The 23,326-nt window shown below is 48.9% G+C and carries 22 protein-coding genes; all 22 read left to right on the plus strand.

The features are described from left to right. The first annotated feature begins 120 nt into the window (after positions 1 to 120). Positions 121 to 570, plus strand: coding sequence for a type II secretion system protein (locus V7Z69_RS00005; protein WP_334137991.1), 450 nt, complete (start codon positions 121 to 123; stop codon positions 568 to 570). 77 nt (positions 571 to 647) lie between these two features. Beyond that, a complete protein-coding gene (gene pilM / locus V7Z69_RS00010; protein WP_334137994.1) occupies positions 648 to 1,601 on the plus strand; it encodes a type IV pilus biogenesis protein PilM in 954 nt (317 codons plus the stop codon). Then, entirely contained in the window at positions 1,598 to 2,188 is a 591-nt protein-coding gene (locus V7Z69_RS00015; protein WP_334137996.1) for a PilN domain-containing protein, read from the plus strand. Before pilM ends, V7Z69_RS00015 begins: the two co-directional genes overlap by 4 nt. Beyond that, positions 2,185 to 2,706: a hypothetical protein gene (locus V7Z69_RS00020; RefSeq protein ID WP_334137997.1), complete on the plus strand. Its 522-nt coding sequence runs from the start codon at positions 2,185 to 2,187 to the stop codon at positions 2,704 to 2,706. Before V7Z69_RS00015 ends, V7Z69_RS00020 begins: the two co-directional genes overlap by 4 nt. After that, positions 2,703 to 3,290, plus strand: coding sequence for a hypothetical protein (locus V7Z69_RS00025; RefSeq protein ID WP_334137999.1), 588 nt, complete (start codon positions 2,703 to 2,705; stop codon positions 3,288 to 3,290). Before V7Z69_RS00020 ends, V7Z69_RS00025 begins: the two co-directional genes overlap by 4 nt. Beyond that, positions 3,251 to 5,038 carry a type II secretion system protein GspD gene (locus tag V7Z69_RS00030; RefSeq protein ID WP_334138000.1) on the plus strand — a complete coding sequence of 596 codons (1,788 nt, stop codon included), beginning with the start codon at positions 3,251 to 3,253 and terminating at the stop codon, positions 5,036 to 5,038. The genes V7Z69_RS00025 and V7Z69_RS00030 overlap by 40 nt, the downstream gene beginning before the upstream one ends. Before the next feature lie 73 nt (positions 5,039 to 5,111). Beyond that, the gene (gene efp / locus V7Z69_RS00035; RefSeq protein WP_014163015.1) at positions 5,112 to 5,684 is read left to right on the plus strand and encodes an elongation factor P; all 573 of its coding nucleotides are present in this window, start codon (positions 5,112 to 5,114) and stop codon (positions 5,682 to 5,684) included. Positions 5,685 to 5,697: 13 nt separating this feature from the next. Then, complete coding sequence (locus V7Z69_RS00040; RefSeq protein ID WP_334138003.1) at positions 5,698 to 6,096, plus strand: CD1247 N-terminal domain-containing protein; 399 nt, start codon at positions 5,698 to 5,700, stop codon at positions 6,094 to 6,096. 36 nt (positions 6,097 to 6,132) lie between these two features. Next, the gene (locus V7Z69_RS00045) at positions 6,133 to 6,621 is read left to right on the plus strand and encodes an Asp23/Gls24 family envelope stress response protein (RefSeq protein ID WP_014163017.1); all 489 of its coding nucleotides are present in this window, start codon (positions 6,133 to 6,135) and stop codon (positions 6,619 to 6,621) included. 64 nt (positions 6,622 to 6,685) lie between these two features. Beyond that, entirely contained in the window at positions 6,686 to 7,192 is a 507-nt protein-coding gene (locus tag V7Z69_RS00050; RefSeq protein ID WP_014163018.1) for a hypothetical protein, read from the plus strand. A gap of 14 nt (positions 7,193 to 7,206) precedes the next feature. After that, positions 7,207 to 7,662, plus strand: coding sequence for a transcription antitermination factor NusB (gene nusB, locus V7Z69_RS00055; protein WP_014163019.1), 456 nt, complete (start codon positions 7,207 to 7,209; stop codon positions 7,660 to 7,662). Between the two features lie 14 nt (positions 7,663 to 7,676). Then, positions 7,677 to 8,897, plus strand: a complete 1,221-nt coding sequence (xseA, locus tag V7Z69_RS00060) for an exodeoxyribonuclease VII large subunit (protein WP_334138005.1) — start codon at positions 7,677 to 7,679, stop codon at positions 8,895 to 8,897. 15 nt (positions 8,898 to 8,912) lie between these two features. Continuing rightward, positions 8,913 to 9,923 (plus strand): S-methyl-5-thioribose-1-phosphate isomerase, encoded by a 1,011-nt coding sequence (mtnA, locus tag V7Z69_RS00065; RefSeq protein WP_334138007.1) that lies wholly within the window; start codon positions 8,913 to 8,915, stop codon positions 9,921 to 9,923. A 27-nt stretch (positions 9,924 to 9,950) separates the two neighbouring features. Continuing rightward, positions 9,951 to 11,183, plus strand: a complete 1,233-nt coding sequence (locus V7Z69_RS00070) for an adenosylhomocysteinase (protein ID WP_014163022.1) — start codon at positions 9,951 to 9,953, stop codon at positions 11,181 to 11,183. A gap of 20 nt (positions 11,184 to 11,203) precedes the next feature. After that, the gene (locus V7Z69_RS00075; protein ID WP_334138011.1) at positions 11,204 to 12,478 is read left to right on the plus strand and encodes an amidohydrolase; all 1,275 of its coding nucleotides are present in this window, start codon (positions 11,204 to 11,206) and stop codon (positions 12,476 to 12,478) included. A gap of 73 nt (positions 12,479 to 12,551) precedes the next feature. After that, positions 12,552 to 15,191, plus strand: a complete 2,640-nt coding sequence (alaS, locus tag V7Z69_RS00080) for an alanine--tRNA ligase (protein WP_334138013.1) — start codon at positions 12,552 to 12,554, stop codon at positions 15,189 to 15,191. Beyond that, positions 15,191 to 15,613 carry a Holliday junction resolvase RuvX gene (ruvX, locus tag V7Z69_RS00085; protein ID WP_334138015.1) on the plus strand — a complete coding sequence of 141 codons (423 nt, stop codon included), beginning with the start codon at positions 15,191 to 15,193 and terminating at the stop codon, positions 15,611 to 15,613. The genes alaS and ruvX overlap by 1 nt, the downstream gene beginning before the upstream one ends. Position 15,614: 1 nt before the next feature. After that, positions 15,615 to 18,203, plus strand: coding sequence for a DNA mismatch repair protein MutS (gene mutS / locus V7Z69_RS00090; protein ID WP_334138017.1), 2,589 nt, complete (start codon positions 15,615 to 15,617; stop codon positions 18,201 to 18,203). Then, positions 18,200 to 19,924, plus strand: coding sequence for a DNA mismatch repair endonuclease MutL (gene mutL / locus V7Z69_RS00095; protein ID WP_334138018.1), 1,725 nt, complete (start codon positions 18,200 to 18,202; stop codon positions 19,922 to 19,924). The genes mutS and mutL overlap by 4 nt, the downstream gene beginning before the upstream one ends. 5 nt (positions 19,925 to 19,929) lie before the next feature. Further along, positions 19,930 to 20,874: a tRNA (adenosine(37)-N6)-dimethylallyltransferase MiaA gene (gene miaA, locus V7Z69_RS00100; protein WP_041446000.1), complete on the plus strand. Its 945-nt coding sequence runs from the start codon at positions 19,930 to 19,932 to the stop codon at positions 20,872 to 20,874. Beyond that, positions 20,850 to 21,737, plus strand: coding sequence for a 4-hydroxy-3-methylbut-2-enyl diphosphate reductase (gene ispH / locus V7Z69_RS00105; RefSeq protein ID WP_334138021.1), 888 nt, complete (start codon positions 20,850 to 20,852; stop codon positions 21,735 to 21,737). Before miaA ends, ispH begins: the two co-directional genes overlap by 25 nt. After that, positions 21,738 to 23,282, plus strand: a complete 1,545-nt coding sequence (locus tag V7Z69_RS00110) for a 30S ribosomal protein S1 (RefSeq protein WP_334138023.1) — start codon at positions 21,738 to 21,740, stop codon at positions 23,280 to 23,282. It abuts the gene before it with no gap. Positions 23,283 to 23,326 lie beyond the last annotated feature (44 nt).

The following is a 23,326-nucleotide window of genomic DNA, read 5'->3' on the forward strand; positions in this document are numbered from 1 at the left end:
GGTGGAAAAAAAGAGGGGAAATAGAGTTTTTAGGTAGTGGCTTTTATCATGTGCTTGACTAAAGTTTTTGTGTGTCATATTTATTGTGGTGAAGGGTAATGATTGAAGGAGGGAGAGAAAATGTTCAAATTGGTTAGAAGAAGGAAAGCAAAAGGTTTTACGTTGGTGGAACTCCTCATAGTAATGGTCATCATAGGCATCTTGGCGGGAGCCATGCTGTTGGTGATGGGGTCCGGGAAGGACAAGGCGAACGCGACCAAGATAGTGAGCAACTTGAGAAGCATGAAGGCTGCTGCGCTGATGTATTATTTCGATCACAACGATTGGCCAACATCAATTTCAGATCTAGATGACTATATGGATAGGCCTGTTTCCGCTGATGGAGAAATTGTTAAGGCCTACGACATTGATTCAAATGGCAACGGTGTTTATATTAAAGCTACCCTTGAGGATGGCGGTTTTAGAGACAAGTTAAAAGAGATGGCCACTGAAAATGGTTTATATGCGAATATGAACGGTGGAGATTACACAGGCGGTGATAATGTGTACGTAAAGCTAGGAAGCAAATAAAAAGCTCTTAAGTGAAACTAGTTATTTTAGCTTTGTATATTAAGAGGTTGCCAGAGGGAAGAAGAGGAGGTGCCTCAATGGTTGCTCTTTTTGGCAAAAAAGGCCTTGCTGCCGGGCTTTCCCTTTCCAGTGGGCACGTAAGGTACGTGGAGCTTGAAAGGTCCGGAGGGGGGCTTTCTGTGGCCCGTGCCGGCGAGGTGGAGCTCGGGCCGGGTATAGTGGACGGAGAGATGATCGCCGACGTGCAGGCCCTGGAGGGAAAGCTCGAGGAGCTCAAAAGCTGCATTGGCGGCCATTGGGGCGCCCCTGTCTCGTTGAGCCTCCCTTCAAGGGACGTTTTGCTTCGAATAGTTGAGATGCCCTCCTTGGCCCCAGATGAGGCCAAGGAGGCCCTTAAATGGGATTTTGAAAAGTACTTTCCTTTTCCATACGCCGAGGCGGTGTTCGACCTTTCGCCAGTGGACCTTCCGGGGGAACCTGACGTTACCACGTCCAGGTTCCTCGTGGCAGCGGCTCGCCTCAGGGTGGTGGAGGGGCTGATGGAAGTCACCAAAAGAGTAGGAATAAAGGTCAACGCCGTGGAGCCATCGGGAGTTCCCCTCTACAGAAGTTTTAAGGGAGCCCACACAGAGAGCGATATCATAACGGGGACAATGGTGGTGAGCGTTGGCTCTTTGAGTTCCCAAATAATAGTAGGTTTTGGAGATAACGGAATAATATATCGAACCCTCCTTTTTGGAGGAAGGCCAAAGGATGGACTGGACAGCTCTTCAGGCTTCGTGGCAGTCGCCAGGGAGGTTTCTTCCACCTTCACCTACCTGGCAAGCCAATTTAGGGAGATGAGGGTTGATGAGATCATCCTCTGCGGCGATTACGGTAAGGAAGAGCTCCTCAAGGAGGAGCTCCAAAAGGCCACTGATACAGCGGTGGTTGTGAAAGATCCGTGGGAGATCTGGAATATTAGGGGCGCACCTGCCGATAGGTGGGGGTGGGAGACCGCCCTTGGCCTCGCTGTGAGGGATCTGTCATGAAGATAAAACTGGATTTGAGGCCCCAAAGTTATGCAGAGTCCGTATCTAGAGGTGTGGATCTTGCCAAGATAGTTGCTACGGTCTTGGTGCTATCCTTTTTAGTGGTTTCTTTGACTTCATTTGGCTATGGTTTTTACCTTTCGAATGACCTCAAAAAACAGAGGTTGGCCCTTCAGAACAGGATAGAAGCCCTTCAAGTGCAGAACATAAAGCTTGGTAAGGAGCTAAAGAGGCTTAAAGAGAAGGAAGCAGATTATCAAAGTGCCTTGAGCCTAATTGAGAAGGAACTGCCATCCATTGAGTTTTTGGCCTCTCTGGAGAAGGCTTTGCCCGCGTCTGTGTGGCTGGAAAAGATCAACATCTCAAAAGGCAAGGTGGACCTTTCTGGAAAGGCATTTACGGAAAATGACGTGGTCTCCTTCGGTAAAGCCCTTTTAGATGCCCCTGTGGTCAAGGCTGTGGGATTTCCAGTAACCAACAGGGTGGAACAGGATGGGCAAAGCGTTGTCACCTTCTCTTTGAGCGCCTTTCTCGGGGAGTTTAAGGATCTGCGAAGTGTCCTTAGGGAGGAGGTGGCCGCAAGATGAAGCTGCCTCGCAAACGTTTAGTCATATCGCTGGTCCTTTTGCTTTTGTTCGCCCTGATCCTGGGAGGAGAAGCCTTTTTCAGCAAGAAGGTCTTAGAAGAACGGCGTACGATTGACGAAATGCGTCGCCGTGAGGCTATACTGAGCAGAGATGTGATGGACAAAACCAGGTTGATAAAGGCGTACAAGGAAGCATTGAGCACCATAGATGAGTACAAGATAACCTTGCCGGAGGACGAGGTCTCCTTCTATTCGGCGGTGGAGAGGGAGCTTGCCAAAAACGGTATAAAGGTGAACAGTATCAAACCTGGAAAAGGATCCAAAGATCTGAAGGCCATCAACGTGAACTTTGAAGGGCCATATTACGCTGTGCTCAACGTGTTCGCCGATTGGAGGAGCATGGGAGTGGCTGTAAGGATGGTCTCGGCCTCTTTGCAGAAGGACAATGAAATAGAAGGGTACGTGCGGGGAACCGTTACCCTTGAGTCTGCTTTTCCCAAAGGGGGTGAAGGCCAATGATATCCTCTGATTCTTGGCTCGGTGCCCTTTTGGAGTTCTGGGATGAGATAGTGCACGGCGACAAGGTGCCCAGGTTGATAAAGATCCTTTTGGCTGCAGCCCTCTTGGGAGCAACCGTGTGGTCTGGTTACGTATTCAAGGAGCTAACTGAGTTGGCCAAGCCCCAGATTCCTCCGGAGGTAAAACCAAGTCCCAAGGTGGCCGAGGAAGCAAAACGCCTAGATCAAGTGGTGGAAAAGTTCAGGGCTACAGTGCAGGCCAGAGGCGGAAGTACCGAGCTATCCGTGTTGGCTTCCACTATTTCCAGGAAACCCTTTGTGCCTCCGCCTCCTCCAGAACTGCAGGAAGGGGTTTCAGTCACCTTGGCAAAAGAGGTTGCTCCTCCTTTGATCATAGTAAGGGCGATTATTGTAAACGAGCCTGACAGCGTTGCGCTGCTTGATGTAGATGGATTGAGCGATGGATTAGTGGTCAAAAAGGGTGCGTCCTTTGGTGACGGGCAAGGAAGGATAGTGGCTATTTCAGCAGAAAAGGTGGTGTTCACATGGGCCGGTCAAGTGTACGAGGCTTCAATAGAAATGTGAGAAGTTCCCTGCCTGGGGTGCTTAAAACAGTCTTCGTGTTAACGGTGTTGGTCGCAGTTTTCCTTCTAGGGGGAGCTTCTTCCTGGGCGGGCGATGCTCCTAGCCAGGACCTCGCGAACCAGATGCCGACCATGTTGGGCCTAGAGGTAACCCAGGCGGGCGGCAGGGTCCTGTTGATGGAGTTTAAAGGGCATAAGCTTCCCTTACCTGAAGTGCTGTCGACGGAAAACGATCAACTGGTTTTGTATTTCTTGGGGGTAACCCTGCCTTCTGGATTTTGGGAGAAAGACTACAGTTTGCCCCTGCTTCGCAAGGTGAAGCTTTCCCAGGAAGACCAAGGGGTGAAGGCCGTGATTATGGGTAACATGCCCCTTGGCCTGCTCAAGGTGGAGGGTGCACCACCTTCTAGCTTGTTGAGGCTCTATGTTGGGGTTCCTTCCCAAGGAGGAGAGATCGCTCTGAAGGAGGAAATGCTTTTGGAGGGGGCCAAAGAGTTTCCCGGGGGGTCAAAGTACGATCCTATGATGATAACCAAGCCGGTGACCATAGAGATGAGGGACGCTGACTTGAGGGATGTCTTCAGGATGCTTGGGACCATGATGAACATAAACATTCTGGTTGATCCATCGGTTCCTTCCTCCATGGTTACGGTAAGCCTGAAGGACGTTCCCTTCAGGGACGCTCTGCAGTACTTGATGCGCATGTACGAGATAACCTATGCGATGATAGGAAAGACCATGGTTGTAGGCAAGGCTGAAAGCATCGCCAAAACTTTGGGCCTACAGCAGACGCGAGGGTTCCACATATCCTATGCGGACCCCAAGCAGATACCTGCCCTCCTGCAGAGCATTACAGGCGTTACCAAGTTCGTGGTGGACGAGCGCCTCAGGATGGTGTACGTCACCGGAACCGAAGCCCAGTTGGATCATGTCAAAAGGACACTGGAGAGAATAGATCATCCAGGCCTTCAGGTCATGCTCCAGGCGAGGATAATAGAGGTGTCCGATGACGGCAAGGACGAGGTCGAGGCGCTGGTGAACGCTGTTTACAAGAGCTGGTGGGCCTCCTTTGGCGCCTCAGGAGGCATGATAGGTTACTACGACGATAATCAGAACTCGGAGGGGTCGGTTTACGACCCCGATACGGGCGACAGGACCATTGCGCCTCCAGGAGACTTGACCTTCCCGGACTTGAGCAACGGAGCTTTGAAGGTACTGGATGCAGGACTCAGAGCACTGGAAAGCTCATCGAAAGCCAAGGTCCTTGCTAGTCCATCTTTGGTCACTGTGGATGGACAGCCTGCCGAAGTGAAGCTTACGCAAAACTATATTTACCAGTCTGGTCTGGACGATAACGGAAACCCCGAATTTGAGACCGAAGAGGCAGGGCCTATACTGAAGTTCACTCCGAACGTGGGCAGGTCGGGCGTGGTCACAATACAGCTGGATATAGGAACGGGCCAGATTTTGGAGTTCCGAAAGAGCGGCCAGTCGGAAGTGCCTGTCACGAGCAAGAGGAACGTTAAGACCCTTGTAAGGGTACGAAACGGAGAACCTTTTGTGGTTGGCGGCTTGTTCAGTGAGCAGACCACCCGTTCGGTAACCAAGATACCGGTGATAAGCGATATACCCCTTTTGGGTGAGCTGTTCAAGATCCGAAATGCCAGGAAGCAGAACACAGAGGTCGTAATAATAGTGGTTCCCTACATCCTGGAGGTTCCATCAGGCTCTGTGGCGGCCAACTTTTAGGAGGATATTTTTAAATCGTCGATGCTATTGTAAAATACCTATATACTCTTAATTTTGCGTGGGAGGATTGTACATGGCAAGTGTAGTAGAAACAAGTGATTTTCATAGCGGCATGAAAATTAAGTGGCAGGACGGTATTTGGGAGATTTTGGACTGCCAGCATCACAAGATGGGCCGTGGAGGAGCCATTGTTCGCACCAAGCTCAAAAACCTTGATACTGGTGCCATAATTGAGAACTCTTTCAGGTCCGGTGAAAGGTTCGAGCGGGTCACTTTTGATGATAAGCCGGCCCAATTCCTCTATCAGGACGGGGAAAACTATGTGTTCATGGACCTTGGAAATTATGACCAGATCTACATTCCTAAGGATGTCTTGGGGAATGCCGTCTCTTTCCTCAAGGACAACCTGGAGGTATCCTTGAGCATGTATGAGGGTCGAGTTGTTGGGGTTGAACTTCCTAAGAGCGTTGAACTAAAAGTTGTGGATACCTCGCCTGGCTACAAGGGAGATACCGTATCAGGTGGTGGAAAACCTGCCACCCTTGAGACCGGTCTCGTCCTTACTGTCCCCATGTTCATAGAGGTTGGCGATGTGATAGTGGTGGATACCAGGACTGGCGAGTACATAGAAAGAGCAAAAGGTTAAGTAGGAGGGCAATATGACGTCTAAAGAGAGAATAGCTTATCTGGAAGGTTTGTTAGAGGGACTCAAGGTGGAGGATGAAGACACCAGGCGCGTATATGAGGCCATAGTTGAGGCGTTGCGGGCTTTATCCTCGGAGATTGAGGAGCACGAAGAGATATTGACGGAACAACAGGAATTCCTTGGCGAGTTGGCCGATTATTGCGAAGAGTTGGAAGAGGATATGAGTCGGCTTGAGGAAGGACTCGGCGAGGAATGGGAAGAAGAATATGAAGACGATGAAGATCTGGATTATCCTTCCGTTACATGTCCTGAGTGCGGTTACGTTTTCTTCTACGACCCTGAGGAATACGAAGAAGAGGAAGAGCTTCAGTGCCCTGAATGTGGGTTTTTGATGGACCTGCCAAAGGACTAATTCAAACCCTTTGGTGTCAAGAGAGGGGGGTAAGTGGTGGAGGAAAAGGAAAAACACTTGACTGAGGAGGAAACCTCTGAAGGTCTTGAGTCTACTGAAACTTTGGATAGTTCCACGGTGACAGGAAGCGTCAAGATATCAGAGGAAGTGATAGCCCAGATAGCTACCCAGGCATTGTTGAGCGTAAAGGGAGTCCAGCCTGCAAGTCCAGGTCTGGTGGCCAACTTGCGGTTAGGCAAGAAATCTTCCAGTGGAGTTAAGATATCTGTGCACGATGGGGAGGTTCCTTCCATTGCCGTTGAGGCCTATGTGACGGTGAAGTACGGCCTTAGGATCCCTGATGTTGCTTGGGACGTTCAGGAATCCATCAAGAAGAACCTAGAGCAGTTTACTGGGTATACCGTAAAGTCTGTGGATGTATATGTTCAGGGGGTGTTTTTCGAGTCTCCTCAAAAGGAAGAGGAAACAGCCCAATCTTCCGCAGAAACAGAAGGCACCAGTCCCCCTGAAAGGTCCGAGCTGTAGATTTCAAAAATAAAAAAGGCCGGAGCCTTAAAGGGCCGGCCTTTTTTATAGGAGGTTGGCGACATTGTTTTTTTATTGGAAGGATGGACCTTTTGGTAGGTTGTGGGTATCCAAGAAAGGCCTTCAGGATGTGGTCGAAAGGTTTCTGCCGGAAAAGTCTCGATGCGCTGAGCTCTTTTTCGATGGAGAAAGGTCACTGCTTACCCTATCCATAGAACTACAAGGGGACCTACTCGAAGAGGATGCAAAGAGGATAGAGAGAGATTTGGCCTGTGAGTTTTCATCCATAGGCATTGAGAAAGTAGTGTTGAACGTGGTCAAAACTGAAGATGCCAAGGGTGTGGAGGCCTTGCTAGCCAACAGGCTATGTGGTAGGTTTGGTATGGACAAGCCCGTGTTTTGGGCTGTTTTGGCAGGAGCTGTTTCCGCTGCGTTCCAATTGGGACTTAGAGGGATCCTGTGTGCTTTGGGGTGGTCTGTGGCGGGGTTCCTTGTTAGTTTCTTCCTGCTGAGCGATGAAGGAAAGAAAATTACTTCGAAGATCATGTCTTTCTTTAAAAGAGATAAATAACTGGAGGTGGATTTTTGTCTAGATCCTTTCTTCCCCAAAAACGAAGAAGGGCAAGAGAGATAGCCCTTCAGATTCTATACTCGCTGGATGTTAGGGAAGGCTTAGAGCCAGATGAGGCCATAAGCCTTTTCCCATTTAAAGATGAAGAGCCTAGCGTAACTTCCTACGCCATTAAGCTTATAAAGGGAACTTGGGCCAATAAAGAAAACATAGATATGCTCATAAGGACTTACATAACCGGTTGGAGACCCGAGAGAATGGTGGTAGTCGATCTGGTCGCAATTCGCTTGGCTCTCTATGAAGGTTGGATAGAAAAGAGTGTTCCCATGGCCGTGGCCATATCTGAGGCAGTGGAGCTGGCAAAGCACTTCGGCACAGAAGATTCCGGGAGATTTGTGAATGGAGTCCTGGGAAGGATAGTGAGGTCCCTACAGGAGGAATCTTCAGGGGACAATGATAGCGAAGGGTAAAGGGTCCGTGGAACATGATAGTGGAATTCGACGTTGACCAACTTACAGGTTACATTAGAGATCTTTTGGAACAAGACGCCAACCTCCGCAACCTCAGGGTAATTGGCGAACTCTTTGACTTCAAGGTTCACTCATCTGGACATGTTTATTTCACCATATTGGGCAAAGAAAGCCGCTTAAACTGCGTGCTGTTCAAATCTGATGCCAGGGACGTTCCCAAATGGCCGCAAAAAGGGGATCTTGTTGCCGTGGAGGGAAGGATAGGCCTTTACCCTCCCAGGGGGGCTTATCAGCTTTATGCGCGACGTTTGGTGCCCATAGGGCAGGGAGCCATAGCTAGGGCCAAAGAGGAGCTTAGGCTTCGCCTGGAGAAAGAGGGGCTATTCGATATAAGGCTCAAGAGGCCCATCCCCAAACTTCCTCTTAAGGCTGCGGTTATAACTTCACCAACAGGGGCAGCTGTGAAAGACGTGATCAAGGTGTCTTCTGTCAGATTTCCCCAATGCGAGCTCATCATTGTCCCGTGTCTGGTTCAGGGTCTGGACGCTCCCAAGTCTATAGTTAATGCTTTAAGAAAGGTGCAGTACATAGATGGATTGGATGTGGCCCTTTTGGTGAGAGGAGGGGGAAGCCGCGACGACCTGAGTCCCTTCGACGACGAAGCTGTGGTGAGAGCCGTGAGGCTTTGTCCCGTGCCGATAGTTACTGGCCTAGGACACGATATAGACCTTACTTTAGCAGATCTGGCGGCTGACTTACATGCTCCCACTCCCTCCGCAGCGGCTGAAAGGACCTTCCCTGACAGGTTTGCCTTGCTCCATAGCCTGGAAAACCTGAAAAGTGCCATGACAAGAGGAGTAAAAACGAGGTTGAATGAGAGGACCTCCAGGTTGGAACACATTTTTTGCTACATACAAAATATAGTGAACGACAAGTACCTGTGGAGAAATCGCTCTTTATTGGAGAGTTTGTCTAGGGAGCTTGCGAAAAACACCCAAAGGAAAGTAGAAAGCCATAAGCTGTCTTTGGCTAGGGCGGTCGATGGACTGGATGGAGCTTCTCCGCTCAAGATCTTATCGAAAGGGTTTGCTTACTGCAGAGACGAAGAAAAGAACAAGATATCCTCTGCCCTCCAGGTGACATTAGGAGAGAATATCGTTGTTCAGTTTATAGATGGAGATATAAAAGCTTGCGTTACAGATAAAGTACCAGTTGACCGTAGACTTTTGGATTGAAGGGGTGAGGTCCGAATGCTTCCTGATACATTGCGTTGGAACGATAAGACTAAGCAGCTTGAGATACTGGATCAAAGGAGGTTGCCCAGAGAAGTCAGCTACCTTCGCTGCAGTACCGTGGAAGATGTAGCTAGGGCAATAGAAACGATGGCTGTTAGGGGAGCTCCAGCCATAGGTATAGCTGCGGCCTACGGTGTAGTTCTGACCAAACCCATGACTCACGATGCCTTAAAGGAAAGCCTATCCAGGCTTGCTCGGACGAGGCCCACAGCGGTAAACCTCTTCTGGGCCCTAAACAGGATGGAAAAAGTAGCTGAAAGTACAAAAGAGGCTCTCTTGGGAGAAAGACTACTTACGGAAGCTAGGCAAATCCATTTTGAAGACATTGAGATAAATAGGCGAATTGGAATCAACGGGGCGAAGTTATTGCCTGATACTTCCATCGTTATAACCCACTGCAACGCTGGCGCCCTTGCCACGGGGGGGTATGGTACCGCCTTGGGAATAATAAGGGCAGCCAAAGAGCAGGGAAAAAACATAAAGGTATATGTAGATGAAACACGGCCAGTGCTTCAAGGCGCCCGCCTGACGGCGTGGGAGCTCTTCCAGGACGGGGTAGATGTCACTCTTATATGTGATTCGATGGCACCCTTTGTGATGAAGAAGGAGAGGATCCACGGGGTGATAGTGGGAGCCGACAGGGTAGCAAGAAATGGAGACGTGGCCAACAAAATAGGGACGTATGGATTGGCCGTAGCGGCGAAATATCACGGCGTGCCTTTCATAGTAGCCGCTCCCGTTTCGACCATTGACCCCGCATGTTTAGAAGGCGATAAGATACCCATAGAAATTCGAAAAGCAGAAGAGATAAGAAAGCTACCAGGAGGAATGGAAGTTCCTGAAGAAATTCCAGTGTGGAATCCAGCGTTCGACGTCACGCCCAAGGAACTTGTAACTGCCATAGTTACCGAAAGGGGAGTGCTTTACCCTCCCTTTGAAGAGGCCATTGCCCGATTATTTGCATGATCCCTATGTAAGGAAGGAGAGTAAATCATGAAACTTGATAGCACATTGGTAGAAGAAGGACTTAAGAAAATAAATTGGGCATGGAATTTCATGCCGGTTTTGAGGAGCTTTGAGGAGGAGTACCAGAAAGATCAGCCCCTCAAAGGAGAGAGGATATGCACCTGCCTTCATCTGGAGGCTAAAACGGCCTGCCTCCTTCTGACCTTAAAAAAACTGGGAGCAGAGGTCTCTGCAGCGGGCAGCAACCCCCTTTCCACTCAGGACGACGTCTGTGCTGCTCTTGTGTCAAAGGGGATTTTTGTTTACAGCAGAAGGGGAATGTCCACCAGCGAGTACGTTGAAAACCTGAATAAAGCTTTGGACATAGAGCCTACCATAGTTATAGATGACGGAGCGGACCTCATTGCCCTTTTACATACGGAGAGACAAAATTTGCTCCCCCGTATACGGGGCGCAGCCGAGGAAACCACTACGGGTGTGACTAGGCTCAAGGCCATGGAGGCCAGTGACGACCTCTCGTTGGGGGTTATAGCCGTAAACGATGCCAAGAGCAAGTTCCTGTTCGACAATAGGTATGGAACGGGGCAGTCTGTGGTGGATGGAATATTGAGGACTACGAACGTTCTCATCGCCGGTAAGATTGTGGTTGTGGCAGGTTACGGCTGGTGTGGTAGAGGGGTTGCCATGAGGATGCAGTCCCTAGGTGCCAAGGTTATAGTAGTTGAAGTGGATCCCCACAAAGCTTTCGAGGCCCTTATGGATGGCCATTCAGTCATGTCCATGAAGGAGGCGGCTCCTTTGGGGGACATCTTCCTTACTCTGACCGGTAACAGGGACGTAATTCGCAGGGAACATTTCGAGGTTATGAAGGATGGGGCCATACTGGGCAATGCCGGCCATTTCGACGTGGAGATAAACAAAAACCACTTGGAGGAGATGTGTGAAAGTAAGGCCGTGTCCAGAAAGAACATACTCACCTACACTCTGAAGGATGGAAGAAGACTGCACCTGTTGGCAGAGGGGCGCCTGGTGAACCTTGCTGCAGCTGACGGTCACCCGATTGAGATAATGGATTTGAGTTTCTCAACTCAACTTTTGTGTGCCCTTCACATTCGGAAAAAAACTCTGGAAAAGGGGGTAATACCCGTACCGGAGGAGATAGACCGGTTGGTGATGAAAAGAAAACTAAAGACTATGGGAGTAACTCTTGAGGAAATGACCGCAGCTCAAAGAGGCTACTTGAGATCGTGGAAGGAATAGCGGGAAGGAGGGGAGCCCTTTTGAGAACCCTTTTAAGGAGAGTGTACTACGTTGATGCCTTCATGGAGGAGGCCAAGCGGGGAGACATTTTGATCGATGGCGATTCCATAGTGGAGATAGGAGAAGAGATCCCCATATCTGAAGATATGGAGGTATTAGATTGCAAGTTTAAAAAAGCTGTCATTCCGGGTTTGGTCAATGCCCATACTCATGCGGCCATGACCCTCCTGCGAGGGCTGGGAGAGGAAAGACCCTTGAAGGAGTGGCTAGAGGAGAAGATATGGCCGGTAGAGGCCAAGCTCACTCCAGAGGATATATACTGGGGAACTTCCCTAGCCCTTTTGGAGATGACCTCAATGGGTGTTACGGCCTTTGCGGATATGTACTTTGAGATGGAGGAAGTGGGCAGTGCAGCGCAACAGTTTGGAGCAAGATGTGCGCTAGCCAAAGGAATTATAGGGACCGATGAGTCCAATGTGGAAAAGACGCTGAGCTTGATTGACCATTTCAAGGGTCAAGAGCTCGTGAACGTCCAAATAGGTCCCCATGCTCCATATACGGTTCCTGCGGAAATGTACAAAAGATTGTGTGACCTCGCGCTGGACAAGGGAGTGGGGGTTCATACCCACTTTATGGAGGCCCCCTGGGAGAGAGGTTTCCTGATGGAAAAGTACGGAATGACTCCTGTGGATTTTTTGGAGAACTCAGGTCTTCTGTCCGTTCCGGTGGCTCTTTTGGCTCACTGTGTATGGATGGAGGAAGAAGAAATGGAGAAAATGTCCTGTCCTTCCGTGCAGGTTGCTCACAACCCCTCAAGCAACCTTAAGCTCGGTAGCGGCATAGCTCCCCTTAGAGGTTATCTTGACCGTGGTGTTACTGTTTCTTTGGGTACCGATGGTGCTGCAAGCAACAACAGGCTTGACGTGTGGGAGGAGATGCGCCTTGCAGCTTTGCTTCATAAGGGCAAGGAACTGGATCCCACATGTTGCAAAGCTAAAGAGGTCTTGAAGATGGCCACTTTCAACGGTGCAAGGGCTCTTGGTTTCGATAAAGTGGGGAGAATAGAGAGATCCTGGAAGGCTGACCTCGCCATGATTGACTTGGACAAGCCTCATTATGTGGGGTTCGATTGCGCCAACTTAGTCCATTATTTGGTGTATGCGGGAAGCAGCGCAGACGTGGTGGGTACAATGGTAAACGGAGTTTGGGTTTACTACCATGGCAACTACAAATACAAGGAAGCAGAATTTGTGAGGGAAAGAGCCCAGAAATCAAGGGAAAGAATATGTAGTTAGTGGTATAATCTCTAAAACTTTGCATGTGATGTGATGGAAATTCAGGGTATTCTTTGATACGGGGGGTTGGCGAATGCAGGCAAGAAGCGGTAAGGAACTGAGGGAAATGTTTTTGTCTTTTTTTGAGAGCAAAGGGCACAAAAGATATCCGAGCTTTTCTCTGGTACCAGATGATCCCAGCATACTTTTCACCATAGCGGGAATGGTGCCTTTCAAGCCTTATTTCTTGGGACAGAAGACCCCAGAGGTTACCCGAGCTACTACCTCCCAGAAATGCGTGAGGACGAACGACATAGATAACGTGGGAAGGACTGCTAGGCATCATACCTTCTTCGAGATGCTAGGAAACTTCAGCTTCGGAGATTACTTCAAGAAAGAAGCTTCCCTTTTCGCTTGGGAGTTTCTTACGGAGCGTGTTGGGCTGGATCCTGACAGACTGTATCCCACTATTTACAAAGACGATGAGGAAGCTTTCGAGATATGGAATAAGGTAGTTGGTGTACCAGCAAACAGAATATACAGGCTCGGAGAAGAGGATAATTTTTGGTCCGTTGGACCCGTTGGTCCTTGCGGCCCCTGTTCTGAGCTGATCTACGATCAAGGCCCGGAGTTTTCCTGCGGGAGCCCTGATTGCGGCTTGGAGTGCGATTGCGACCGTTACTTGGAGGTTTGGAACCTTGTGTTCATGCAATATAACCGGGACGAAGAAGGGAACCTCAATCCTCTTCCGAAGAAAAACATAGACACGGGAATGGGACTTGAGAGATTGGCCTCTGTTGTTCAGCAGGTAAAAGGAGACTTCGAGACGGACCTTTTCAAACCACTGGTAGCCAAGGCCTCTTCCATAATGGGCGTAAAGTATGGGTCCGGAGGAAGGGAAGATATGGCCGTAAGAGTGGTTTCTGACCACTTGAGGGCAGTTGCCTTCATGATCGCTGATGGCATAATGCCTTCCAATGAGGGAAGGGGCTACGTCCTCAGAAGAATATTGAGGAGGGCAGTGCGCTACGGACGCCTTGCCGGGGTGGAAAGGCCATTTCTCACTGAACTTTTGCCGGTATTGAACGAGATAATGGCAGATCCCTACGAAGAATTGATACTCCACAAGAACTTGATAGAACAGGTAATTGAGCAGGAGGAGTTGCGGTTTGGAAGGACCTTGGAGCAGGGTACAACGCTGCTTGAAGAGGAGATCAGGAACGTGAAAGGTTCCGGAGGGAAGACCTTGAGCGGTGTTGTTGCCTTTGAACTGTATGATACCTTTGGATTCCCCTTCGAGTTGACCGAGGAGATATGTAAAGAGGCGGGGATAGAGGTCAAGTTCGAGGAATTTCAGAAAGAAATGGAAAAGCAAAGGGAAAGAGCCAGGGCTGCTTGGGCCAAGTCCGAGAGCAACAAAATAGAGATGGACGAAGGGCTGTTAAAAGATTTGGAGCCCAGCGAATTTACCGGGTATGAAAAGGAAGAAGACGAAGGAAAAGTTTTGGCCGTGGTCGTGGATAATGAAAAGAAAGAGGCTTGTGCAGAGGGTCAAGAATGTTATGTGGTGCTCAATAAGACACCCTTTTACGGTGAAAAAGGTGGCCAGGTGGGCGATGAAGGAGTTCTCGAATGGCAGCCTGGAGGGCGAGCAAAGGTCTTAGACACCCAAGTGTCCTCTGGTGGGCATTATGTGCACAAGGTGAGGGTGGAGTCTGGCAAACTCAAGGTGGGAGACTTCGTAGTGGCCAAGGTCGACAGCGGAAGGAGAAAGAAGATAAAAGCTCACCATACATCTACCCATCTCCTCCACGAAGCCCTAATAAGGGTGCTTGGCGATCACGTTAGGCAGGCCGGGTCCCTTGTTGCACCGGATTTCCTGAGGTTCGACTTTACTCATGTTAAGCCTATGACAAAAGATGAGATAAAAGAGGTTGAGAACATAGTGTTCGGGGTAATTACCGATAATCTTGCTTTGGAAACTCACATTACGAACATCGAAGAGGCGAAGAAGTTGGGAGCCAAGGCCCTATTCGAGGAAAAGTACGGAGATAAGGTCAGGGTCATAGTAGTTCCCGGCTATAGCGCCGAGTTGTGCGGTGGAACCCATGTGAACCGCACTGGTGACATCGGTGTTTTCAAGATAGTCAAGGAAGAGGGTATAGGAGCAGGCCTGAGGAGGATAACTGCCCTCGCCTCGGATGCTGCTTTCCTTAAGTTCCAGGAACAGGCAGAGAAGCTTGACGAACTTTCGGAGATTTTCGAAGCAGAGGAAGGCCAGCTTAAAGAAAAGGCCCTTTCCTTGCTCGAGCAGCGCAAAAAACTTCAGGACGAGGTGGAAAGACTAAACGTAGAAAAGGCCCAACTGGCTGTGGATGAAATGCTGCAGAAAGCTGTCGAAGTTGAAGGTGTTTTGCTATGCTCGGGAATATTTGACGAACTGCCGCCCAATGTTCTTCGCCAGGTGGGAGACAAGATAAGGAACAGCCGTAAATCCAGCGTGACCATTCTAGCGTCCAAGACGAAGGATCAAGTGACCTTTGTGGTGATGGCCGACAAGGATGCCATGGCAAAAGGAGTTCACGCTGGCAAACTGGCCAAGTCCATCGCCCAGCTTCTGGGTGGCGGTGGGGGAGGACGTCCGGACGTCGCTCAGGCGGGAGCCAAAAAGGTTGATGGAGTGAAGGAAGCACTTAATAAGGCTATAGATATTCTGAGGGAAATGATAGGATAATGAAGAGGTTTCTAGGCCTGGACATTGGAACCAAGAGAATTGGTGTTTCTGTAAGTGACCCCCTTGGTAGTTTCGCCCAGGGGGTCGCTGTTTTGGACGCCACTGGGGACTGGATGGCAGAATTGGACAAGCTTGTGGCACACTATAAGGTGGGTGTTATAGTTGTAGGTATGCCCTATCGAACGGATGCTTCGGTAGGTCCTGAGGCTCTGAAGATAAAAGACGTTGTATCTAGTCTGAGACAGAGATATCCAGACCTCGATGTTGTTCTCTGGGATGAACGATTCACCACTACCATAGCGGAAAAGGCAATGATAGAGGCCGATGTGAAGAGAAAGAAACGTAGGCAGAACATCGATATGGTAGCAGCGAGCATAATGCTTCAAGACTTCTTGGAGCACTATAGCAAGGGGGGCAGCTAGGGTGTCAGTACCAAAGGGTGTAAAACTGACTCCAATGTTGAAACAGTATGACTACTGGAAAAGACAATACCCTGATTGCTTGCTCTTCTTCCGGATGGGAGATTTTTATGAGATGTTTTTTGAGGATGCCCAGAAGGCATCCTCAATTCTAGGTATAGCGCTCACTGCTCGGGACTCGGCTAGGGAGATTCCCATGGCTGGTGTCCCTTACCATGCTGCGGAAAACTACATATACAGGCTCATAAAAGCGGGGTTCAAGGTGGCCATCTGCGAACAGGTTACCGAACCAGACGGTAAGAACTTGGTGGAAAGAAAGGTAGTTAGAGTTATAACTCCTGGAACGTTCGTGCCCGCAGACCTTCCGATGGAGAGCAAACTGGCGGCGGTGAGAATAAAAGACAAGGTCATGTATTTAGCCCTTTTGAACTGCAGCAGCGGCAGGCTTGAAGCTGCCACGTTGCCTGAAGAAGATGGGTTGGGGCTTTTATGCTCCTTTGCACCGTCCGAGTTGGTGATCCCGAAGAACCTAAAAGAAGACACCCGCAAAAAACTCCTTCAATTCATGGAGCCAAGGATAGTGGAAAAAGATCCTGACGATTTTGATCCGAAAGAGGGAGCAAGAAGGTTTTGTAGCGAGTGGGGTATAGCTACCCTAGAGGGTTTCGGCTTCCAAGAGGACGATGGCAGCATAGGGGCAGCGTGGGCTGCATATAGCTATTTAAGGGAAACCCAATTTGGCGTGGTAAAGCACATTAAGAGAATACACAAAAGCCACTTTTCTAGTGAGCTTATAATGGACTACTCCACTCAGAAGAACCTGGAGCTTATAGAGGGAGACAAGTTGACCCTTTTCTCTGTTTTGAACCGGTGTGGTACCCCAATGGGTAAGAGACTACTGAAGGAGTGGCTGTTGCACCCGCTGGTGGACCATGAGCAGATAAGGAAAAGACATGATGGAGTAGAGAAGTTGCTGCAAAACTGGACAGAACTTCAAAGGCTTCGCGAGGTTCTTTCAAGTTGCGGTGATGCCGAAAAAGCCTTATCCCGGTTGGGAATGGGGCTTGGCACCCCAAGAGACCTTGGAGTGATAAGGGACACTCTTGGTGTCTTGCCTGATGTAATGGAAGTAGTTCGAGATGCCTTCATTGACGAGGTGTTGGATATTCCTGGAGATCCTAGAGATCTAAGGGCCAAGCTGGAATCAGCCCTATGTGATGAACTTCCCAAGAATATCAAGGACGGAAACGTTATAAGAGAGGGCTTTGATCAGGAACTTGATTCTTTGCGCTACTTAAGGAGCCATTCCGGAGAAGAGCTTAATGCCATTTTGGAGAGGGAAAGAGAGAAAACAGGCATCAAGAACATGAAAATAGGTTTCAACAAGGTGTTTGGATACTACTTGGAGATCAGTAAATCCTATCTGGATAAGGTGCCCCAAAACTATATAAGAAAGCAGACGCTGGTAGGTGGAGAACGTTTTATAACTGAGGAGCTAAAAGAGCTTGAAGAAAAGTTGATGACCTTGGACATCCAGATCGAGGCGAGGGAGAAGGTCCTTTACGAATCCTTAGTGCAGGAAGTTCTGGAAAATAGCTCTACCATTCAGGACATAAGTGATTTCATAGCAACGTTGGATGTCTTGTGTTCCTTTGCTGTCAAGGCGCGAGAATGTAATTACGTAAGACCCGCTATTAACGATGGATATGTCATAGCGCTTCGGGACGCTAGGCACCCGGTGGTGGAAGAAGCTCTAGGTAGCAGGGCCCCTTTCACTCCCAACGACGTTTTGTTGGATTCCTACGGCAAGAGGATAGCAATAGTAACGGGTCCCAACATGGCTGGGAAGTCCACTTATTTGAGGATGGCAGCCCTTTTGGTTATCATGGCTCAGGCAGGAAGCTTCGTTCCTGCGTCAAAAGCTGAGATAGGTATAATAGACCGTATTTTTTCCAGGATAGGGGCAAAAGACGAGCTTGCCAGGGGTAAAAGCACCTTCATGGTGGAGATGGTTGAAACAGCCAATATTCTCAGGAACGTTACACCCCGGAGCCTTGTGATACTTGATGAAATTGGCAGGGGGACTTCTACGTACGACGGTATAAGCATAGCCTGGGCTGTACTAGAATATTTGCACAAGGTGTGCGACGGCATGCCTAAAGTCCTTTTTGCAACTCACTATCACGAGCTAGCGTCCCTTGCGGACTCGTTGCCCGGACTATTCAACCTCAGCCTGGCAGTGGAAGAGACCGAAAAGGGCATAGTGTTTTTGTACAAACTGGAGCCTCAGCCGGCGGACAAATCCTACGGCGTCGAGGTAGCGAAACTGGCAGGAGTCCCAGAGGCGGTTATCAAGCGCTCGATGGAGTTGTTGAGGCGTTTCGAGGAAGAAAGAAACTTAAAGGAACTGGGCGGGGAAGGGCAAGTTGATAATGGAGTCAAGGTCAAACAGTTAGGGCTTTTCCTTCCTGAAGCCGAGGACCTGGCCAGGGACATAGCTTCCTTGGATCCTGATAATTTGACCCCGCTGGGGGCCTTGGAACTCCTTTACAAATTAAAAGACAGAGCGAAGGAGATAATTGGAGAGAATTGAGAAGAATAGAAAAGCTTAAACCCGACGTTTCTGCAAGGATCGCCGCAGGAGAGGTAATAGAGAGCCCTGCATCTATAGTGAAGGAGCTTATAGAGAACTCCCTGGACGCTGGTGCTACTACTATAAAAATAGCTTTGAATCAAGGTGGCAAGTCCAAAATAGTCGTCGAAGACGACGGGGTTGGCATTTTGTTCAACGATTTGCCCCTAGCCGTGGAGCGCTTCGCAACCAGTAAAATATCCGACGTTGATGACCTGGGCCATATAGGCACGTTTGGCTTTCGCGGAGAAGCATTGGGCAGCATTGCTGCGGTAAGCAGGCTGGAGATACGTAGCATGGCCAGGGAGGAAGGGGAAGGTGGACTGTTGATATGTACTGCTGGCAAGGTGGAACTTCATAGGAGGATAAACACCTTTCCAGGCACCAGGGTGCAGGTTGAAGACCTCTTTTTTAATTTCCCAGCCAGAAGAAAGTTTCTTAAAAGTTCTCAAGGGGAGACACGAAGGGTGTCTTCAGTGGTTAGAGATTATGCGGTCGCCTTCCCTGATAAGGTTTTTACATTGATGAGTGAGGATAGGGTAATTTTTTCAACGGAGGGCAATACCGAAGAGAGGACGTCCCTGGACATCCTGGATAAGATATGGCCTTCACATTGTCCCATTCAGCAGGGGAAGGTGGATTTTGCCCCTGTCAAGATAACCGCTTTTTGGCAACCCTTGAGGGAAGGCACCAGAGTGAACCTTACCGTCTTCGTCAACGGAAGGAGAGTGCAGGACTCAGTGGTGAGGGCGGCCATATCGTCCTTTGGACAGGCTGCTTCAGGACTCTGGTTTGTGATCGTAGAGGTACCACCAGAAGACTTGGACGTGAACATACATCCTGCCAAAGCGGAGGTGCGCTTCAAAAACAGCGGAGAAATTTACAAGGCTGCCAGCAAGCTCGTAGAGGACATGCTAATGGGATCAAAACAAATGTTCTCCATACCTTTGCGGCCCTCTTCAGAAGGTAGGCCGGTTCTAGCTCAGACAGAAGATGACGGAGAAGAACCACAAAAGTGGGAAAGGGATTTGGGAGAAAATTTAGGAGGAAACGGTCCTGAAGAGGCACAGTACGCGGATCACGGGGAAACTTTTTTGCAGTTTGTTGATGAGGATGATCAACATGTAAGGTTTTTAGGAAGGCTTTCCAGTGGTTATCTGTTGTATGAGTATTCTACTAATTTTGTCTTACTGGACCCGCATGCATCCCACGAGAGGATACTATTTGAGTTCTTCTTGAGCAGGATAAGAGATGGCTCAAGGCAGAACATATATCCCGAATTAGAACTCCCCCCTAGTATCTCCGAGGTTGCAAGGGAGTGGGTCAAGGTCTTGGAAGAGTGGGGTTTTTCCTTCAAGGAGCGGGAGGGAGTATTGTATCTTTCTGGGGTACCGGCGGGGATATCTGAAAAGAATTTGAGCCCCATAGGTGTTTTGAGGCTTGCTTTGGATGCTGCCGAAAAGACGGCGGGAGAGGATTTAGCGGAAGTTTTTGCAGAAGGGTTGGCCTCTGAAGCTTGTAAAGGTGCCATAAAAATAACCAAGATAATAGAGGAAAAGGAAGCTTTAGCCCTGTGGAATGAACTCTTTGCTTGCAAAAAACCTCAAGCCTGTCCTCATGGAAGACCCACTCACGTTGTCGTTACGGCAGAAGACATGGAAAGACTTTTCAGGAGGAAATGATGAATATGCGTTCTGGAAATTATTTATTGTCCATAATAGGTCCGACTGCGGTGGGTAAAACTGCTTTGAGCCTAAAGTTGGCCGAGGCTCTTGATGCTGAGATAATCTCGGTGGATTCAAGGCAGGTTTACAAGTATCTTGATATAGGAACAGATAAGGTTTCAGAGGAGATAAGAAGCAGGATCCCCCACCACCTGATCGATGTTGTGGATCCAAAGGAGGTTTTCTCCGCGGCTACTTTTGTGGAGATGACGTTGAAGGTGATCAAAGATATTAGGCAGAGGGGCAAGATACCCATCTTGGTGGGAGGGACGCCTTTTTATTATAGTGCTCTCTTTGATGGCATACTCACCGAATCTTTACCCAAGGACGAAAAGGTGAGAAAAGAACTGGAACTATTGTGGAATCAGGGATGTAAAGAAGAATTGAGGGAGAGACTTAAAAGGGTTGATCCCAAGATATATGATAAGGTGCACCCTAACGACGGCAGGCGTATAATTAGGTTCATTGAGGTCTTTATCTTGACAGGCAAACCCATGTCTTGGTGGAGTTCCTTTGCGAAAAAGCAAAAATCTCATTTTAGGCCCCTTTATTTGGGGTTGTACAGGAATAGACAGGCTCTTTATAGAGCCATTGAAGAGAGAGTGGAAAAACAGTTTTCTGAGGGTTTCGTGGAGGAAGTAGGCAGGCTACTTTCCATGGGATATGATGAAAAACTCCCTGCCATGCAGGGCTTTGGATACAAGGAGTTGGTTTTGTTCCATAGGGGGGTTCTTTCCCTTGATGAAGCCAAGCAGGGTGACATAAAGGCAACCAAGGCTTTTGCTAGGCGCCAGATGACGTGGTTTAGACGTTTTTCGCCCAGTTTGTGGTATGATGTAACGGATAGAGTGCCCTATCAAGACATAAGGCAAGTGGTAGAACGTTGGAGAACGATATTAAATTGGTAGAACCCAAAGTGATTTTAGCAGATCCTATAGGCTTTTGTTTTGGAGTTGAGAGGGCAGTGAACCTTCTAGAGGAGGCCTTAAAGGTCCACGGAAAGGTTTACTGTATTGGTAGTCCCATACACAACCCACAGGAAACTGCGAGATTGGAAAATAAAGGCCTTGTAGTTGTGGATTCGGGGGAAGAGATCCCCAACGGGTCTGCCGTGTTCGTGAGAGCCCATGGGTTGCCTGAAGGAGATAGAAGAGAGCTTTTGAGTCGAGGCCACTCGCTAATAGATGGAACGTGTCCTTTCGTCTTCAAGGCTCAAAAGAAGGCCTCCTTCCTCATTTCTCAAGGATACAGGGTGCTTATTTTGGGAGATAAGGATCATCCAGAGGTCAAGGCCATAACCCAGCACTTAGGCGAACGTAGTAGTGTAGTGCTTCCAGGAGAGCCACTGCCTGAGGAAGTGTCCGGGGGCAAGGTTGGTATAATCTCCCAAACTACACAGAGGCTGGAAGATCTAGCCAATTTGGTTCAGCTTGTGGTCCCAAAGGCGAGCGAGCTCAGAGTCTACAACACCATATGTGGGGCTACTGAGGCCAGGCAGAAAGCTGTAGCTGAACTGGCCGGAATAACTGACGGTGTTGTGGTTATCGGGGGGAAAAATAGTGCCAATACCAGAAAATTGTTTGAAATAGCCCTGGAAAGGAATAACCAGGCTATTTGGATAGAAGAGGCGTCGGAATTGGATTGGAGGTGGTTGGAAGGTAAGAGTATCATAGGAGTTGCCGCTGGAGCCAGCACTCCAGATTGGCTTATCGACGATTTTTTAAAGCTGCTGGGCAAAGCGAAGGGTGTAGTCAAGGAGGATGGAAGGTAAATGTTGATGGACGAAAACAAACAAAACAGGGAAAATTTCGAAATGAGCAATAACAAGCCCCAAGACACTCAGGCACCAAAGCCTCAAGAAAACGAGGAAACGATGGAAAACATCTTTGAACAGTACATTGCAGACGACATACGCCGTGGGAAAGTCGTTGAAGGTGTGATAGTAGATGCTACCGATGGAGGGTGGCTGGTCGATGTAGGTTTTAAGGTAGAAGGTTTTCTGCCTAAAAACGAGTGGAGCCAGGGTATTTTGGTAGAGGAGAAAGAAACGCCACAGAAGGGGGAGACAGTGACTGTAAAGGTTGTCTCCATAAAGCACGGAGAAGAATCTCAGCTCATAGTGAGCCGGTGGCGCTGTGAGTTTGACCGTCGTTGGAACGAATTGGAGAAACATCTTGAACAAAGCGACATAGTTACGGTAAAGGGGCTCCGCAAGGTCAAAGGAGGACTTATCGTAGATTGTCTAGGTTTGGAAGGTTTTATTCCTATTTCCCATACATCTGAAGAAGGCAAAAGCGTAAACCTTTCCAAGTTGGTTGGCGGGACCTTCGATGCTAAAGTCATAGAGAAGGACCGCAGGAAACGCAGGCTTGTCCTTTCGAGGAGGGTAATATTGGAAGAGGAAAGGTCCAAGCTTCTAGATGAATTCTATGGAAAGGTTTCCGAGGGAGATGTGGTGGAAGGTACGGTTTCAACGGTAACCTCCTTCGGAGCTTTTGTTGATTTAGGACCTATAGAAGGACTAATCCACAATAGCGAGCTATCTTGGCAGAAAAACGTAAATCCAAGGGATGTGGTCTCCAAGGGAGACAAGGTGTCTGTCAAGGTGATTGGAATAGATAGGGAGAAAAATAAAATTTCTCTGAGTTTGAAACAACTGCAACCGGATCCCTGGGAAAGTGCCAAGGAAAAACTTTCCGTGGGAGACATAGTAAAGGGAACGGTAACGAACGTGATGGATTTTGGCGTGTTCGTCGAGGTTTTGCCAGGGGTCGAGGGCCTTATCCATATCGGTGACCTGAGCTGGCACAGGATCAAACATCCAAAGGAAGTCGTCAAAAAGGGCCAGACCATAGAAGTCCAAGTTCTTTCTCTGGATTGGGAGAACAAGAGGATAGGCTTAGGTTTGAAACAGCTTCATGACCCGTGGAAAAACATAGAAGAAAGATATCAAGTCAACCAGGATTACCCAGTAAAGGTCGTCAGGCTTACCGATTTTGGTGCCTTCGTAGAATTAGAGCAAGGTGTTGAAGGGCTGATACACGTCTCCCAAATCGCTAGAAAGAGGGTAGAAAAGCCCTCGGACGTTCTGTCAATAGGCCAAGAGGTTCAAGCAAGGCTTGTGGACATGAGGCCTCAGGAGAGAAGAATCAGATTAAGCATTGCGGCCATAGAAGAGGAGAAGTATAGAAAACAAAGGGAAGAGGAAAAGAAGCAGCGTATGGCAGAGCAGGCTAAAAGTAAGCCTCAATTTGCTTCAGATGAAGACAATGTCTCTGTTACCATAGGCGATATCTTGGGAGATTTTTTAAAGTAAGAGAACACTCCGAGTTTGTGCCCGGGCCCTAAATAGGGGCCCGG

Origin of the sequence: Thermovirga lienii (genome assembly GCF_036847465.1) — a bacterium.
Classification (GTDB): domain Bacteria; phylum Synergistota; class Synergistia; order Synergistales; family Thermovirgaceae; genus Thermovirga; species Thermovirga lienii.